General features: G+C 47.3%; 15 protein-coding genes. All 15 read left to right on the forward strand.

Annotation, left to right across the window (positions count from 1 at the left end; genetic code table 11):
- Nucleotides 1-53 precede the first annotated feature (53 nt).
- A complete protein-coding gene (gene guaA / locus CVV54_03780) occupies nucleotides 54-1,598 on the forward strand; it encodes a GMP synthase (glutamine-hydrolyzing) (GenBank protein PKL04615.1) in 1,545 nt (514 codons plus the stop codon).
- 21 nt (nucleotides 1,599-1,619) lie between these two features.
- A complete protein-coding gene (locus CVV54_03785) occupies nucleotides 1,620-2,300 on the forward strand; it encodes a 1-(5-phosphoribosyl)-5-amino-4-imidazole-carboxylate carboxylase (GenBank protein PKL04616.1) in 681 nt (226 codons plus the stop codon).
- A 73-nt stretch (nucleotides 2,301-2,373) separates the two neighbouring features.
- Nucleotides 2,374-3,504 (forward strand): AI-2E family transporter, encoded by a 1,131-nt coding sequence (locus CVV54_03790; protein ID PKL04617.1) that lies wholly within the window; start codon nucleotides 2,374-2,376, stop codon nucleotides 3,502-3,504.
- A gap of 27 nt (nucleotides 3,505-3,531) precedes the next feature.
- Nucleotides 3,532-4,179 carry a molybdopterin-guanine dinucleotide biosynthesis protein MobB gene (locus CVV54_03795; protein PKL04618.1) on the forward strand — a complete coding sequence of 216 codons (648 nt, stop codon included), beginning with the start codon at nucleotides 3,532-3,534 and terminating at the stop codon, nucleotides 4,177-4,179.
- 199 nt (nucleotides 4,180-4,378) lie between these two features.
- Nucleotides 4,379-6,337, forward strand: coding sequence for a sodium-translocating pyrophosphatase (locus CVV54_03800; GenBank protein ID PKL04619.1), 1,959 nt, complete (start codon nucleotides 4,379-4,381; stop codon nucleotides 6,335-6,337).
- Between the two features lie 96 nt (nucleotides 6,338-6,433).
- On the forward strand, nucleotides 6,434-8,188 hold the full coding sequence (locus tag CVV54_03805; protein PKL04620.1) for a DNA primase: 1,755 nt from the start codon (nucleotides 6,434-6,436) through the stop codon (nucleotides 8,186-8,188).
- A 317-nt stretch (nucleotides 8,189-8,505) separates the two neighbouring features.
- The gene (locus tag CVV54_03810; protein ID PKL04869.1) at nucleotides 8,506-9,579 is read left to right on the forward strand and encodes an RNA polymerase sigma factor RpoD; all 1,074 of its coding nucleotides are present in this window, start codon (nucleotides 8,506-8,508) and stop codon (nucleotides 9,577-9,579) included.
- Between the two features lie 207 nt (nucleotides 9,580-9,786).
- Entirely contained in the window at nucleotides 9,787-10,059 is a 273-nt protein-coding gene (locus CVV54_03815) for an RNA-binding protein (GenBank protein ID PKL04621.1), read from the forward strand.
- Nucleotides 10,060-10,085: 26 nt separating this feature from the next.
- Nucleotides 10,086-11,369 (forward strand): phosphopyruvate hydratase, encoded by a 1,284-nt coding sequence (locus tag CVV54_03820; protein PKL04622.1) that lies wholly within the window; start codon nucleotides 10,086-10,088, stop codon nucleotides 11,367-11,369.
- A gap of 99 nt (nucleotides 11,370-11,468) precedes the next feature.
- Nucleotides 11,469-12,101 carry a redox-sensing transcriptional repressor Rex gene (locus CVV54_03825; GenBank protein ID PKL04623.1) on the forward strand — a complete coding sequence of 211 codons (633 nt, stop codon included), beginning with the start codon at nucleotides 11,469-11,471 and terminating at the stop codon, nucleotides 12,099-12,101.
- 118 nt (nucleotides 12,102-12,219) lie between these two features.
- A complete protein-coding gene (yajC, locus tag CVV54_03830) occupies nucleotides 12,220-12,636 on the forward strand; it encodes a preprotein translocase subunit YajC (GenBank protein ID PKL04624.1) in 417 nt (138 codons plus the stop codon).
- A 92-nt stretch (nucleotides 12,637-12,728) separates the two neighbouring features.
- Nucleotides 12,729-14,111 carry a protein translocase subunit SecD gene (gene secD / locus CVV54_03835; protein ID PKL04625.1) on the forward strand — a complete coding sequence of 461 codons (1,383 nt, stop codon included), beginning with the start codon at nucleotides 12,729-12,731 and terminating at the stop codon, nucleotides 14,109-14,111.
- Nucleotides 14,112-14,126: 15 nt separating this feature from the next.
- Entirely contained in the window at nucleotides 14,127-15,008 is an 882-nt protein-coding gene (gene secF / locus CVV54_03840; protein ID PKL04626.1) for a protein translocase subunit SecF, read from the forward strand.
- A gap of 129 nt (nucleotides 15,009-15,137) precedes the next feature.
- Nucleotides 15,138-15,509: a DUF1049 domain-containing protein gene (locus tag CVV54_03845; protein ID PKL04627.1), complete on the forward strand. Its 372-nt coding sequence runs from the start codon at nucleotides 15,138-15,140 to the stop codon at nucleotides 15,507-15,509.
- Nucleotides 15,510-15,511: 2 nt separating this feature from the next.
- Nucleotides 15,512-17,170, forward strand: coding sequence for a recombinase RecJ (locus CVV54_03850; protein PKL04628.1), 1,659 nt, complete (start codon nucleotides 15,512-15,514; stop codon nucleotides 17,168-17,170).
- Nucleotides 17,171-17,182 lie beyond the last annotated feature (12 nt).

Genomic DNA, 17,182 nt, shown 5'->3' on the forward strand with positions numbered 1-17,182 from the left:
GTCATACTTACTAACGCGCAAAGTGTATGTTAGTGAAAGGGCAGGTTTTTTAGATGAAAAACAGAGAGAACAAGATCCTGATATTAGACTGCGGCTCCCAGTACACACAGCTTATTGCAAGGAGAGTAAGAGAACTCGGAGTTTTCAGCGAAATACTCTTCTGGGATTCTCCTGCAGAAAAGATCGAAGCATCTTCTCCCTCAGGCATAATCATTTCAGGCGGTCCCAGGAGCGTCCTTGACAGCGATGCTCCGTCCATACCGATGCATATACTCGGATCCGACATACCGGTCCTCGGTATTTGCTACGGGATGCAGCTGATAGCACATCAGTTTGGTGGGAAAGTCAAACGAGGTGAAGCTGCGGAGTACGGGAGAGCAAAAGTAAAGTTCTCCGCCGGTGGCCGTGTCTTCGGAGGAATTGGAGAGGAAAAAGAACTCGAAGTATGGATGAGCCACTGGGATCAGGTAACAGAGCTTCCGCAGAACTTTTCTGCTACGGCATGGAGCGAGAACGGCGCCCTTGCCGCTTTTCAATCATCAGACGGAAGGATAAGCGCGCTCCAGTTTCACCCGGAAGTGGTCCACACACCGAAGGGAAGGGAGATCCTCTCGGCATTTATATTTGATATATGCGGCTGCACTGCTGACTGGAACCTAGGGATCGATTGGGTCGAGAGAGAAATAGACAAGATCAGGGAAAAGGTTGGGACAGGAAGGGTGATATGCGGTCTTTCCGGCGGAGTCGACTCAACGGTCTCCGCAGTCATCACATCCAAAGCCGTTGGCGAAAATCTTCACTGTATTTTTGTAGACCACGGACTCCTACGAAAGAACGAAGCCGACCAGGTAATGGAGACTTATCGAACTCTCAGTCTCAACGTACACAGGGTCGATGCCGAGGAGAGGTTCCTCTCTGCACTTGCAGGTGTCACTGATCCGGAGAAAAAGAGAAAGATAATCGGAGCACTTTTTATTCGTGTTTTTGAAGAAGAGGCCCGGCGAATCGGTGGTTCAGACTGGCTGTTACAGGGCACAATATATCCTGACGTAGTAGAAAGCGGACATGGCGGAGGAAACGTTATAAAGAGCCATCACAATGTTGGCGGGCTGCCGGATGACATGAAAATGAAGCTCCTGGAGCCCCTGCGCGACCTCTTTAAAGATGAAGTCAGGGCAGTTGGAAAAGCCCTTGGTATAGAGCCGCATTTCCTTGAGAGACATCCTTTTCCCGGCCCGGGCCTCGCAGTAAGATGTCTCGGAGAGTTAAAGAAAGAGCGTCTTGATGTACTTAGGGAGGCTGACGCGATCTTTATAGAAGAGATAAGGAAGTTTGGACTGTACAAGGAAATATGGCAGGCATTCTGTGCCCTTCTTCCTGTACGGAGCGTCGGGGTCGTGGGGGATGTAAGGACATACGGGGAGACAGCGGTGCTGAGGGCGGTTTCATCACTCGACGCAATGACAGCAGAGTGGGTCCATCTCCCCTACGAACTTCTGGACACAGTAAGCAGAAGGATATGCAACGAAGTGCCCGCTATCAACAGGGTCGTGCTTGATGTAACGGGAAAGCCGCCCGCAACTATAGAGTGGGAATAGCGACGACGTGGGAACTTCGAGATGGAAGTAAGGCTTGACGCTGACAGAAGCAGAAGAAAGGGTTTTTCAGAGGTCATTTTCTGCGAAGGAAAGTCTGAAAAACAGCTTCTTGACATTGCAGAAAAGATAAAAGCCCAAAGACTGGACACTGCCTTCAGCAGGATGGCTGAGGATCAGTTCAGGACAGTTGTTTCTGTAATAGAGGATTTCAGATATGATCCTCTTTCGCGTGTCGGACATACTCATTTTGGTGAGATAAATAAAAACGGAGCCCTCATAGCTGTCGTTTCTGCAGGAAGCACGGATGTGCCGACAGCTGAAGAGGCTGCTCAGATAATAGAGTTTTTCGGTTCAAAAGCGGATAGGTTTTATGATGTCGGAGTCGCCGGTATACACCGCCTTTTTAACGTTTTGCCTGATATAAGGAAAGCGGATGTGGTTATCGTAGCGGCAGGGATGGACGGCGCTCTGCCAAGCGTAGTCTCAGGGTTGGTATCATCACTTGTGATAGGCCTTCCGACCTCAGTGGGATATGGCATTGCAGAAAAAGGAAACACAGCTTTGAGGTCAATGCTGTGTTCATGCAGTCCGGGTCTGGTCGTGGTCAACATAGACAACGGAGTCGGCGCGGCGCTTTCTGCGCTTGCGGCTTCTAAAATAAAGTGTTCCGAACCCGGTCAATTTAACCTGTTGGACGAATGATAGTATAATTGCCCTTAGTCAGTTAATATCTTGAAACGAGAATATTTATCTTACACAGGCTGTTTAAAGATGCATGTTTACAGGATCGGGGGCAGGGGCATTGCATGACGAGCGTTACCTCAAGATGTCGAAGAAGATCAGGGAGAGCGTGGTACCTTTTGCAGCGCTTCTGGTGCTTTTCCTTTTTCTTTCATGGCTTATAGTCTCACCACTGGGCCGCCCGCTGCTGTGGTCTGTCGTACTCTCTTACTTTGCATACCCTCTTTACAAAAACCTTCACAACAATTTTTTTTCAGGAAGACTTACCAATATCGCAGCCGGAATAACAACACTTGCCATAGTAGTATTCATGGCGATCCCCATGCTCTTCTTCGGACTCTTTTTGATAAAGGAATTTTTGAAGGTATATGAAGCTGTAATGCAGAGCGGGGTGCTTTCAGGTTCATACACGGAGATACTTCAAAAACTCCACAATGTTCCGCTGCTTGGCAAATTACTTTACAAACTTGATTTCGTCAGCGGATTCCCCGTATTTGAATCGATCATCGGCAGCAGCGTGAACTGGATAACGGGGTTTGTACGTATACTATCCAGGGAGATACTGGGCAACGCTTTCAAAGTTTTCTATCTGCTGGCAGTCGTGACGGTATCCTCTTTCTTTATAGTCAGAGATGGTCACCTCATACTTCAATACGTGAAGGACATCATGCCTCTTACCGAGTCTGAGCGGGAGAACATAGTTGACAGATCTGCCAAGATGCTCAGAGCGGTCGTATACGGTATAGTTGTAACAGCAGCGATCCAGGGAAGTCTGGGTGGACTGGGATGGTGGTTTGTGGGTCTTGGACATCCGGTCCTTTTCGGTTTCTTTATGTTTATCACTGGAATGATACCTTTTGTCGGCACTCCGGTGATATGGGTGCCTGGCGTTTTGAGTCTCTTTATTAACGGAGATTATACCGGAGGCCTTATCCTTCTTGGATGGGGAATAGGAGCAGTCAGCATGGTTGACAATTTTGTCAGGCCAGTTTTCATCTCCGGAGAGAGTAAGATCCATATGCTTGTAATATTTGTAGGGATATTCGGAGGTCTTTTCAACTGGGGCTTCCTTGGCCTTTTTATAGGACCTCTCATCCTTTCTATAGGAATTTTCCTTCTTGATCTATATAGAGCCATAGTTTCGGAAAAATTCAAAGAGAACTGACGGTTCCAAATCTTTGGAGGTTATGCCATGATCACGATAGTAGCTGTTTCAGGAAATAAAAACAGCGGCAAGACGACGCTTTGCAGGAAACTCCTTAGCGAGTTGGAAGTTTTGGGCATAAGGGTCGGATACATAAAAAGAACATCAGATGAGGTCCTTTCAGAGAAGGGCACAGACACAGGGTCAGTCTCTGAGATGTGTATAGGTGCCGTTCTCTGGGGCAGGGACGGTCTGAGGAACGAACTTGCGGCATCTCAAGAGACCACCCCGTCCTTTATTGCTTCCATCTACTTCCCGGACTCTGAACTTGTAATACTTGAGGGCGGCAAGGACCTTGCTCTTCCAAAGATATGGGTCAGGACAGAAGGTGAAGAACAGCCTCAATATCCCGGGATATTCATGATATATGACCGTTGCGGAAACAAAGACAGCGGGCTTGTTTACAGTGGCGGAGAAGAGAAGGAAATGGCAGTACGCCTTGCCTCACTGGTGAGAGGAAAGGCATACAGAAGCGCAAAGATATATTTCGGGGACCGGCCTTTGCCCATGAAGGATTTTATCGCAGACTTCGTAAGAGGCAGTATCATGGGAATGCTGGCCTCACTTAAGGGCGGCAGCAAAACTGATAAAACCATAAGGATCTATCTCGACAGCAGCACAGAGGGCAAAAAATAACGCAGCTGTCTTGAACATAAACAAACTTTTATGATGATCGTTGATTTTTCAGAAAGAAAATCGAAAATAGACCCAGCGATCAAATGTTGAGTAAAAGCATATTAAAAGGTTGTAAGTTAATTTAAAAGTAGATATAATAACAAATTGGGTCAGCTAAAATGCTGATTAAACCACAACCTTCAAGGGGGTCTCTTTTCCAATGGAAATTTTAGGCGTTATAGGAGGCATAGCAGTAGTAGCACTTCTCTACGCAGGCTATGCTTCGGGTAAGATCAATGCATTTAAAGTTGATCATGATAGGATCAATGAACTTTCCGGCATTATACAGAGCGGTGCTATGACCTTTCTATACAGGGAGTACAAGGCACTGGTTCCTTTTGTCATATTGGTAGCAGCGCTTCTGGCGTGGAAGATAAACGTTCCAAGTGCGATATGTTTTGTCGCAGGGGCTCTCTGCAGCGCACTTACAGGATACATCGGGATGAAAGTTGCGACGAAAGCGAACGGCAAGACGGCCTTTGCGGCGATGAAAGGCATGAACGGTGCTCTTACGATAGCATTCACAGGCGGAAGCGTTATGGGAATGGCAGTAGTTGGAGTAGGTCTTCTTGGAGTAGTTGTGATGTTCGTTCTCTTCGGAGATCCCAGCATCATCACTGCCTTCGGTTTTGGTGCCAGCTCCATCGCGCTATTTGCCCGTGTAGGCGGCGGTATCTATACCAAAGCTGCTGACGTAGGCGCTGACCTTGTCGGTAAAGTAGAGGCAGGCATCCCCGAAGATGACCCCCGCAACCCGGCAGTCATAGCGGACAATGTCGGCGACAACGTCGGCGACATTGCAGGTATGGGTGCAGACCTCTTTGAATCATACGTTAACTCCATCATCGCCGCAATGGTCATCGGAGCTCTGTTCGCAGGCATGGCCGGCGTGATGTATCCTCTTCTTCTTGCAGCTGTTGGCATAATTGCCTCCATACTCGGGACATTCTTTGTAAAGGTAAAAGAAGGCGGAGACCCTGCAAAGGCTCTTCGTTACGGTCTGGGTTCAACAGGACTCTTTATGATAGTGGGGACATTCTTCCTCACCCGCTGGGTATTTGCGGGAGATCTGACCCTGTTCTATGCGGTCGTGTCAGGAGTTGTTTCCGGCATCCTTATCGGAGCGGCGACAGAATTCTATACATCAGGCGACTATGCCAGCGTAAAGGAAATAGCTGCAGCCTCTGAGACAGGAGCTGCAACTAACATACTTGCCGGTCTTGGAGTCGGTATGAAATCAACAGCCGTTCCGGTCATCCTTGTCTGTGTTGCCATCCTTGCAGGGGTACAATTCGGCGGACTCTACGGGATAGCCTGCGCTGCAGTCGGTATGCTTGCCATCACAGGCATGGCTCTTTCTGTAGACGCATACGGACCCATAGCAGACAATGCAGGCGGTATAGCTGAAATGGCAAACCTGCCGGAAGAAGTCAGGCAGATCACAGACAGGCTTGACGCAGTTGGCAACACCACAGCAGCGGTAGGCAAAGGTCTTGCTATCGGATCTGCTGCTCTTACAGCACTTGCTCTCTTTGTTGCGTATGCACAGGCGACTAACCTAGACGTCATCGACCTTAAAGACCCTAGGGTAATGGTGGGACTTTTTATAGGCGGTCTTCTGCCCTTTATCTTCAGCGCTCTTTCGATACAGGCTGTCAGCAGGGCTGCTGAAAAAATGATCGAAGAAGTTCGCAGGCAGTTCAGAGAGATCCCGGGAATTATGGAAGGAACGGGCCGTCCCGAATATGAGCGCTGTGTTGATATTTCCACTGCGGCAGCACTTCGTGAGATGATCCTCCCAGGTCTTATGGCAGTGCTTGCTCCGGTAGCCGTCGGATTCGGACTTGGAGCCCAGGCGCTTGGTGGACTTCTCGGCGGATCGATAGTTACAGGCGTTATGATGGCGATCTTTATGTCCAATGCCGGTGGTGCATGGGACAATGCCAAGAAATACATTGAATCCGGCCATCACGGCGGTAAAGGAACTGCGCCGCATGCAGCAGCAGTAGTCGGAGATACCGTGGGCGACCCCTTCAAGGATACAGCAGGACCCAGTCTTAACATTCTCATAAAGCTCATGTCGGTCGTTGCTACAGTATTGGCTCCGCTGCTCATTTGATCGACCAAACTTGAATCATTCAGACTGAACATGAGATAATTATTTTGAGGGAGAGTATTACTCTCCCTCTAGTTTTCTGTATACCGGAGGTGTGCCATGGCCAGCGATGATGTCAGAGAAGTCAAATCCAGACTTGATATTACCGAGGTTATCGGTGACTATGTAGTCCTGCGGAAAAGCGGTCAGACTTACTGGGGCAAATGTCCCTTCCATAACGAGAAAACCCCCTCCTTTAGCGTCTCTCCCGAAAGGCAGACCTTTCACTGTTTTGGCTGCGGCAAGGGCGGAGATGTATATACATTCATAATGGAAATTGAAAACCTGGATTTCAAGGAAGCTTTGGAAAGGCTTGCAGAGAGGGCAGGAGTGAAGCTCCAGGGATTTGCGGTGAGCAGCCGTGGAAGCACTCTTTCCAGAGGGAACATTTTAAGGCATGCGCTGGACTTCTTCATAAGGTCTCTCGACAATGCTTCAGGAGAAGCGGCAAGGGCATATCTTACAAGGCGCAGCATTACAAAAGAGGACATGAAAAGATTTGAGCTGGGCTGGGCGCCGCCTTCATGGGATTCGCTCTTCAGGCATCTCACAGATATGGGCTTTACAGAGGGACAGATAATTGAAAGCGGACTTGCTGCGCAAGGCACAAGAAATGCTTATGACAGATTCCGCGGACGTGTGATGTTTCCAATATACAGCGCAACAGACAGGATCATAGGGTTCGGAGGGCGGATACTTGATGGTGACGGAGCAAAATATCTGAATAGCCCTGAAAGCACACTTTTCAACAAACGCAACAATCTCTACCTGATGAACAAAGCTAAGATGCAGATAAGGGAAAAAGGACACGCGATCCTCGTAGAAGGTTACATGGATGCAATAAGGTGCCATCTTTCGGGATATACAAATACAGTTGCTTCATTGGGAACTTCACTTACAGATGCCCAGGCCGTTTTGATCAAAAGAATGACAGGTCTTTGTTATATCTGCTATGATTCGGACAGTGCAGGTCAGGAAGCTGCGCTTAGAGGAATGTATACGCTACAGAAACAGGGAGTTTCAGTTAAAATAGTTAGACTGACAGGAGGCAAGGACCCAGATGAGGTCCTGCTGCAAAATGGTGGTTTGCAGATGTTTGGATCAGCTATAGGATCTGCTATCCCGCTTCCCATATATCATGCCATGCTCAGAAAGGCTGATATGGAGATACCTGAGAAATCTTTTGCAGCAAGGAATGACCTTTTGGAAGGGCTTGCATCACTGTCGGCGTTCGACATAGCTCCGCATATTGAGAAGATATCGCAGCAAATGGGTGTATACCCCCATGAACTGAAGAGAGAAATAGAAACCAGGCGAATAAGTCAAAGTGATGCGGGATCAAAAAGGATGCCGGAAGATGATTTTATCGAAGCCGTTGCTATTCCCGATAAGGATTCCTGCTTAGAACCTGATGACCTGGAATGTATATTTTGCAGTATGCTCTGGGGAAGTGAAGAACTGAGATCAAGATTCTCTCCGGAGTACGTGGTGCCTTTTGTAAAAGATGAAATACTGCAAAATATGGTCTCCGCTCTTTTATCCGGTGAAACTCCGCTTCATCTGGAGGATAGGTGGAGGCAGCTTGGTGACAGAAGATCTTTCGAATTGATCGCAAGGGGTAATGGAATAATTGCGAGAGAAGGCATTGATGCTGATAAGGCAGAAAGTATTGCTGATACGATCAGAAGAAGGTGTGTTGAGGAAAGAGTTGGATCTCTTAATACAAAACTCAAAAAGGGAACAGCCACAGAAACTGAAGTCCAGGAACATTTAAAGCTGACAAGAATTCTAAAAGGAGGGAAATTCGGGGCATGAAAAAGACAAGGTCGACTAAAAAAACTAATGCTGCCACATCTGCAGCATCGGATAGCGCGCCGAAACTCATCGATGAAACCATAGAGGAAATAACCGAAGATATCTTACTTGACCTGAACGATTTTTCAGATCCGGAAAAGGGCGATATATGCGGTCCTGCCAACATAGAGGATGAGTTACTTGAAACTCATGACAGTACTGATCTGGACGAAGATATTAAGGTCATCTGCGCAGAGGAGGATGAGAGTATCTCCGAGGTCGAGGCAGTAAAAGGGGATAGCAGTGAAGATGGTGATCCTGCAGATTACACCGCCTACATCGACAACGTAAGGGATCTGCTGCATGAGGGCAGAGAGAAGGGCTTTGTGACCTATGAGGACATAGAGAAGCACATGCCTAAGGATTTCCTCACAGCGGATATTCTTGACAGCCTTTACATGAACCTTATGGAGCTTGGTGTAGACGTAGTTGATGAACCGAAGACAAAAGTAGACCCATCTGAGGGTGAGCATATCCTCCCAACTAACGCCAATAACGAAGAGATGGGAGATCTTGAAGATCTTCCCCTGTCGGATCCTGTCCGCATGTATCTGAGGGAGATAGGCAAAATACCTCTCCTGACATCGGAAGACGAAGTTTCGCTTGCAAAGGGAGTAGAGGCAGGGGACATGACCTCGAAAGACAAGCTTGTTGAGGCGAACCTGAGGCTGGTCGTCAGCATTGCAAAAAAATATATAGGCAGGGGGATGCTCTTCCTTGACCTGATCCAGGAGGGAAACCTCGGCCTTATCCGCGCTGTTGAGAAGTTCGATTACCGAAAGGGTTACAAGTTCAGCACTTATGCCACATGGTGGATAAGGCAGGCTATAACAAGAGCGATAGCGGACCAGGCAAGGACGATAAGAATACCTGTCCACATGGTAGAGACGATAAACAAGCTGATCAGAGTCTCAAGACAGCTTGTCCAAAGGCTGGGGAGAGAACCGGCCGCTGAAGAGATAGCAGCTGAAATGGAGATAGCGTCTGACCGTGTTGAGGAGATACAGAGGATAGCACAGGAACCTGTCTCACTTGAAACTCCCATCGGTGAGGAAGAAGACAGCCAGCTTGGTGATTTTCTTGAAGACAAGGATCTCCCAAGCCCTGAAGAAGCCGCGGCAAGCCAGATATTGAGAGAGCAGCTTGATGAAATGCTTGATGACCTTACAGACCGTGAACGTGAAGTCCTTAGGCTGAGGTTCGGCCTTGAAGATGGACACGCACACACTCTGGAAGAGGTTGGCAGGCGTTTTGGTGTTACAAGGGAAAGGATCCGCCAGATAGAAGCCAAGGCGTTGCGAAAGCTTCGTCATCCAAGCAGAAGCAAAAAATTAAAAGATTTCCTGGAATAGATAAATAGTTTGTGAAAAGACATCACAAGTCTGTTTGTTAAGAAAATATTAATAATACTTATTTATTTTGCGTAAATTTGTCATTAAACGTTTTATGTTGATAAATTATGGCTGTGTGTTTTGCTATTGTGAAAGTTTGATAATTATTGCACGAGCGGTCGATATGGATTATACTTTCTTTGGCATTGCTGGGATGGTGATCATCTTTTGAGACTTGATAAGTACCTGAAACTTTCGAGACTGATCAAACGCAGGACTCTGGCACAGGATATGGTTGAGATAGGCGCAGTTAGGATCAATGGTAAAACCTGCAAATCTGCTGCGGAAGTAAGGACCGGCGACACGATCGAAGTTGCCTACCCTGGCAGAATAGTGAGAGTTAGTGTGCTGACATCCGACGAAACTCAGCTTAAAAGAAACGCAGTTCCGTATGAGTTGCTCGAAGAAAAGAGAGTTGACAGGGAAGAACGTCCCTGGTGAATTACCTAAGAAGGGGGTAGGCTCAATTGTCATACATTACTAATGTCCATGGCAGAGAAGTACTCGATTCAAGAGGCTTTCCGACTGTTGAGGTGGAGGTGACTCTCGACTCGGGTATCATTGGAAAAGCCAGCGTCCCGTCCGGTTCCTCTACCGGAACATATGAGGCCCACGAACTTAGAGACTGTGACAGCGGAAGGTATATGGGCAAAGGAGTACTTAAAGCAGTACAAAATATTAATGAGATAATCTCCCCTGCCCTAAGAGGAATGGACCCCCTTGAGCAGGATCAGATAGACACCGTGCTGATACAGCTTGACGGAACTCTTCACAAAAAGAAACTGGGAGCTAATGCAATACTGGGAGTATCTCTAGCTGCTGCCAGGACAGCGGCTTACTCAAAAAATATCCCGCTCTGGAGATATCTGGGCGGACTCAATGCCAACCTTATGCCTATCCCGCTTATGAACATAATAAACGGAGGCACTCACGCAAACAACAATCTTAACATCCAGGAATTCCTCATCATACCCCATGGAGCTCCCTCTTTTACAGAAGCTCTGCGTATGGGGGCTGAGACATACCATGCGCTGAGCCGTATCCTTACAAAGTACAACAAATCGACAGGTACCGGAGATGAAGGCGGTTTTGCCTCTGATTTCAGAGACCAGGAAGAGGTGCTTGATTTTATGCTTATGGCTATCCGCAGCGCCGGCTATCAGCCTGGCAGGGATATATCCATTGGTCTGGATATAGCGGCAAACCAGTTTTACTGCAAAGGAGCATACCAGTTCCACGGCAGTGACTACAAATATACCGCGAGTGAACTTATAGATATATATGAACTTATGTGTGAAAAATATCCCATCATCTCGATAGAGGACGGGCTTGCAGAGGATGACTGGCAGGGCTGGATAGACATGACAAAAAGATTGTCGCACAAAATCCAGCTTATAGGTGACGATATTTTTGTTACTCACACTGACAGGCTTCAGATTGGAATGGACAGGGGAGCGGCGAACGCGGTCCTTGTTAAGCCAAACCAGATAGGGACATTAACTGAGACTCTCAAGCTTGTTGAGATGGCTAGACGCGGAGGCTACAGGACAATCATTTCTCACCGCTCAGGAGAGACTGCTGACTGTTTTATCGCAGACCTGGCTGTAGCAACAGGTGCCGGGCAGATCAAAGCAGGAGCGCCGAGAGGGATCGAACGTCTCAGGAAATATAACCGCCTGATACTTATAGAAGAATCCCTTCAGGGACGCTCACATTTTGCCGGTCCGGACATGACCATAAGCCGGAAGTGATATTGTTCCTGAGGAAAGCAAAAGAGCAGAAGATAAGGATCGCTAATATTTTGAGAGCCCAATAAATTTTTATTCAGCTAATACCAGGAGGTGCGTTGTATGAAGGTGGCAGAACCGACCGTCGAGAGGCTGATCCAGTATTATCGGCTGCTGATCCAGATGAAGGAAGAGGAACGCAAGGTCGTATCATCGCTTCAGATAGGAGAGATCCTTGGAATAAAGGCAAGCCAGGTGCGCAAGGACCTTTCATATTTTGGAGAGATTGGTAAAAGAGGTGTGGGATACCACGTGAACCGCCTCTGCCTGCATATTGAGAATATACTCGCCTCTCCCAAGGTATGGAAGGTGGCTCTCGCCGGAGTGGGCAACCTTGGTACAGCCCTTATGGGACATGCCGCATTCCAGAGTTACAAGTTTGACGTTGATGCTCTCTTTGACGTTGACCCTGAAAAAGTCGGACAGGAGATAATGGGGGTCAAATGCTGGCATGTTGATGAAATTGCAAAAGTCATGGAGGAACGGGACATTGAAGTGCTTATTCTCGCTGTTCCTGCTTCAGCGGCGCAGAACTGTGTTGACAAGGCAGTTCACTCTCCCTCGCTGAAAGGCATTCTTGCTTTTACTCCAGCTACTGTAGTTGTTCCTGAAAAGATACTTTTTTACAGGGTGGACATATTCGTAGAGCTTGAGAAACTCCTGTTTTTCCTTAAAGAGAGAGAAGGAAAGCACTAACATTAATTTTATTACACAAAGAGCCTAAGTCATGATAAAATAACCAGCGTTACTTTTGACCAAAATTAAAATTTGGTTTTTATAAAAAATATATTATATACGTTAAGGAGGAATTAATTTGGGTGGACAGCAGGGCGGACTTGTAGGCATGATGCTTCCTCTCGCTATGTTTGCGGCGATCTTCTATTTTATGATCATTCGCCCGCAGAAGAAAAAGCAGAAGGCACATGAGGAAATGCTTGCAAGTATCAGCAGAGGTTCTACGATAATTACAGCTGGCGGTTTCTTTGGAATAGTAAGAGAGGTCCTTGATGACAGCTACATCATTGAGCTTGACGAAGGCATAAAGGCAAGGATACTCAAAAGTTCTGTCTCAATGAAAAAAACCGACGGCGGAATGGATACAAAACCGAAGAAAAAGAAGCTTAAGAAGTCGGAAACACCGGCGGAAACAGCTGAAGAGTCTGTGAAGGAAGCTGAAGTCGTTGAAGCTGAAATTGAAGAAGCAGACGATACAGTAAAGGAAGAGGTCTAGATCTTAGTTTAAATTGAAGTAAGTTGTGTATTTATACGGAGAGGACAACTACATTGTCCACTCCGTTTTCTTTGCAAGGAGGCGCTTTCTTTATGGTAAAAAGAGACAAATGGCGGTTGGTCTTTATTCTGGCCGTGATTCTTATAGCTGCATTCATAGTTTTCCCGATACAGGGCAAGGTTCGTTTGGGACTTGACCTGATGGGCGGTGTACACATAGTCCTGCAGGCAAAAGGGACCCCTGAAAATCCTGTCACATCAGACAGTATAGAAAGACTCCTTGCTGTGCTGAGGAGCCGCATCGACCAGTACGGGATCGCAGAGCCGGTCATTCAGAGACAGGGTGAGGACCGAATTGCAGTGGATCTCCCCGGTATCGAAGACCCTGAAGCGGCACTTGACCTCATTGGAAGGACCGCGGTACTGGAGTTCCGACAGGTGCTTGGAGAATCACCAAGGGTACCTGCTGAGCCGGTACGTTCAAACTATGACAGCGATGAACAGTTCAAGGCGGCTCAGGACCGCTGGCAGCAGGCCAAAAACGAGGTCAATGAATATGTCAGGCAGATGGAAGATGCTGTAAAGGCAAACCCCGATATCGTTGTAGGTAAAGGTGAAGACGGTGCGGCTTATCTACTGGGTAAGGCATATGTCACAGGTAAAGATCTTACCAAGGCCGACACTACCTTTGATCAGTTTGGTAAAGCTGCGGTGTCTCTGAAGTTCAACACAGAAGGCGCTAAGCTTTTTGATGAGGCTACAGCAGCTAATGTAGGCAAACAGATCGCGATCCTTCTTGATGGAATGGTTATTTCCGCCCCTGTGGTCCAGCAGCGCATTTCAGGAGGAGAGGCACAGATAACGGGTAAATTTTCCACTCCTGAGGCAAACAGACTTGCTATAATGCTCAGGGCAGGTGCACTTCCCGTAGCGGTCGAGATACTCGAAAACAGGTCTGTTGGCCCGACGCTTGGCGCAGATTCTATCAAGCAGGGCATACGCTCCGGTCTTATAGGAGCGGCGTTAGTTGTGGTATTCATGCTTATATACTACGGCTTCCTAGGTATAGCGGCAAACCTGGCACTTTGCGTGGCAATGCTCCTTGTAATGGCGAGTCTGATATTCCTTAAATCAACCCTAACTCTTCCGGGTATCGGGGGAATAATACTCACAATAGGAATGGCTGTCGACGGCAACATTCTCATTTACGAGCGCATGAAGGAAGAGCTGATGTCAGGGAAGACACAGATGGCAGCACTGGACGCAGGTTTCAGAAAGGCTCTTGTTGTCATACTTGACTCGAACATAACCACACTGATCGCCGCGGCAGTATTGTTCTATTTCGGAAGCGGCCCCATCAGAGGTTTTGCTGTGACACTTAGTATAGGTGTTATTTCCGCAGTTTTCTGCAATGTGGTCGTCACAAGATCGCTGCTCGGCGTAATGCTTTCAAACCGTAAAATGAAAACGCTATAGAAGGAGGCGCTGTTAATGGTTGCTTTTAATGCATCAAAACTGAATTTACCATTCATGAAATACAGACTTTACGCCATTGTGATAAGCCTCGTTCTAGTGGCTGCTTCTCTCGGTCTGATAGCTACGAAAGGACTGAACCTGAGCGTTGACTTCACCGGGGGCCTCGTGTTGCAGGTCGAATTCTCTTCTCCGGTGCAGGTCTCAGATATACGTGCCAGTCTTAGCGAGATCGGACAAGGACAGGCAATAATCCAAGCTTATGACAACAATGAAGTGCTGATACGTTTCCAGGCGCAGGATGAAGAGGTAAGGAGAGAGGTACTAGAAACCCTGAAAAAGGATTTCGGCGGGCTGAAAATTCTCAAGATAGACAAAGTAGGTCCAGTGGTAGGGCAGGAGCTTCGCACTCAGGCTTTTATAGCTCTAAGTCTTGCCCTGGTCGGAATCCTTCTCTACATGGCATTCCGTTTCAAGTTCAGGTTTGGTGTTGCTGCCGTCCTTGCCCTGATGCATGACTCCATAATAATGCTCGGCGTATATAGCCTTACTGGCAAGGAAGTCTCAGTGGCTTTTATAGCTGCGATACTTACTGTAGTAGGTTACTCACTCAATGACACCATCGTTGTCCTTGACCGTGTACGTGAAAACTGGACAGCAGTAAGGACAAAGGGAGTCGTCGAACTTGTCGATATGTCTATCAATCAGACACTTGCCAGAACAATAAATACATCCTTAACGACTTTGCTGCCGGTAATTGCAATGTTTATATTCGGTGGAGAAGTTATAAGCAATTTTGCTTTTGCTTTCCTTGTAGGCATAATAGTTGGTACTTACAGCTCAATATACATAGCAAGCTCAATTGTGGCTGAGTGGTATCTTCGCTATCCGAAATTCTAAAAACAATTTTTATTTAAAAGAGAGGCATTGTGCCTCTCTTTTTTTTTGTCTCTTTATCATCATTTTGTTGTATTATAGATGTTCAATCAGTAAAGCATTTTTGATTGCTTGCCTATGAGGAGGGGTTTTATGAAGAGCTATATTCTCGCTATAACCGTTACCATGTTTCTGTCTGCGCTTTTTGCTTTTCAGAACATAGGGGATGTTACAGTCAGGTTTCTTGTATTTGAATGGGTCCTTCCGCAGGGAGTATGGGAAGTTCTTGTCTTCTGTGCCGGCGCAGCGATAATGTGGATATTCTCTATTTTTTCCATGTTTGAGGTTAGAGGCAAGTATAAAAAAGAACTGAAAACAAAGGATGAAAAGATCGCTGCCGTAGAGAGAGAAAAAAAGACGATACTCGAATCAGTCGCAGCAGCCAGAAATCCTTTCCCCACAAACGAAGAACCCGGCCAGACACACTACACAGAGGTAAATACACCTGGCGGAACGGTCGAGTAGTTTTGGTAGTAATTTGCTCAAAAGATGAACTAAACATTTACAGACCCGGGAATACAGCGGTTGAAATTGCTGCCCGCCTGGACTGCTCTCTATTTCAGGCCGCGCTGCTGGAGATGAGGGGAGTGACCTCGGAGACCAGTGATTCAGTGATAAAAAGCTGGATATCTCCTGATATGGAGAGCATGCTGGGCTCACTGGCTCTTGGTGAGACCAATTCGCTTGCTGTTGACATATTCAGGGCACTGGACGAAGAATCTGACGTGGTCGTGTACGGCGACTATGATGTCGACGGAATATCAGCAACAGCCCTTGCAGTTGAAATGGTCCTCCACAAGAAGGCAAGCGTGAGGTATTTCATCCCTCACCGTTTCAACCAGGGATATGGACTGCACTCGGATGTAGCGACAAGCATTGCCAAACGGAAGTGTGATCTTGTCGTGGTCGTTGACTGCGGAACTCAGGATGTCGGATCAGTGAAACTCATAAAGGAGAGCGGTATTCCGGTCGTTATTATTGACCACCACCTCGCTGAAGGCGAACTTGCAATCTCAGACACCATGGTAAACCCCCAGATCGGCGGTGACATCACTGCCAAAAGGCTTTGTGCTGCTGGGGTGATATGGTGCTGGGCATGGCAGAATCAGCTTCTTCCCAGGGAAAAGCTGCAAAAACTCCTTGACCTTGTTGCATTGGCAACTATTGCTGACTGTGTTTCCCTTGCCTCGCCCCTGAACAGAGTACTTGTTCAGAGAGGTCTGGACGTGCTAAGGAGAACTCCGAGGTCAGGTCTTGCCATACTTATGGAAAAACTTGGAATAAACTCCTCAGTTCTAGATCCGGAAGACCTTGCAATGAAGATAATTCCCTGCCTCAACGCAGCAGGAAGACTATATTTCGCAGACCTTGCAGTAAAAATTCTATTTAATGCTGACGATCTTCATGAGAAGGTCGATCAAATTATAGATCTAAACAAAAAAAGAAGAGAGCTCTCTTCTAAGATCCTTGAGCAGGTGGATGGTGAACAGGCAGAACCATACCAGTATGTCCTGACAGACAAGGATTGGTCTGTAGGGGTACTTAGCAGTGTTGCCAGCAGGATATGCAGCCAGAGAAACGCTCCTGTAGCCCTTGTGGCCTCAGTAGGAGATATTATGAGGGGTACACTGAGAATGCCCGCGGGTGGAGATGCAGTCGGCATATTGAAGGCCCTCGCTCCGAAGTTGAACACGTGGGGCGGACATCGCCTTGCTGCAGGTTTCAGCGTGAAATTTGACAACTGGCAGGAAGTCAGAGATGAAATGGAAAAGATGCTCTCAAGGGTAAAAGTATCAAGCGACAAAGAAGATCTTTTGTACTGGTCGCCCTCTGAACTTGACCTCAATGCATGGTATGAAGCTGAAAAACTTGGACCTTTCGGCATGGACAATCCATCTCCTAAGTTATATTCCCCTTACAATGGCAATATTAAGATACTGCCTCTGGGGAAGAACGGAAAGCATGTGAAGATAGATCTGGGCGAATCAACGCTCCTAGGTTTCGGAGCGGCTGAGATCGTTAAGGACAGAGAAAGCCTGATGGGCTGGGTATACAGACCTCGTTTGGACACATGGCGGAACGTGACCTCCCTTCAGCTTGTCCTGGAAAAAATGGTAACAGTCTAGCGATCTTTAACG

The organism is Synergistetes bacterium HGW-Synergistetes-1 (assembly GCA_002839185.1).
GTDB lineage: Bacteria > Synergistota > Synergistia > Synergistales > Synergistaceae > Caenicola.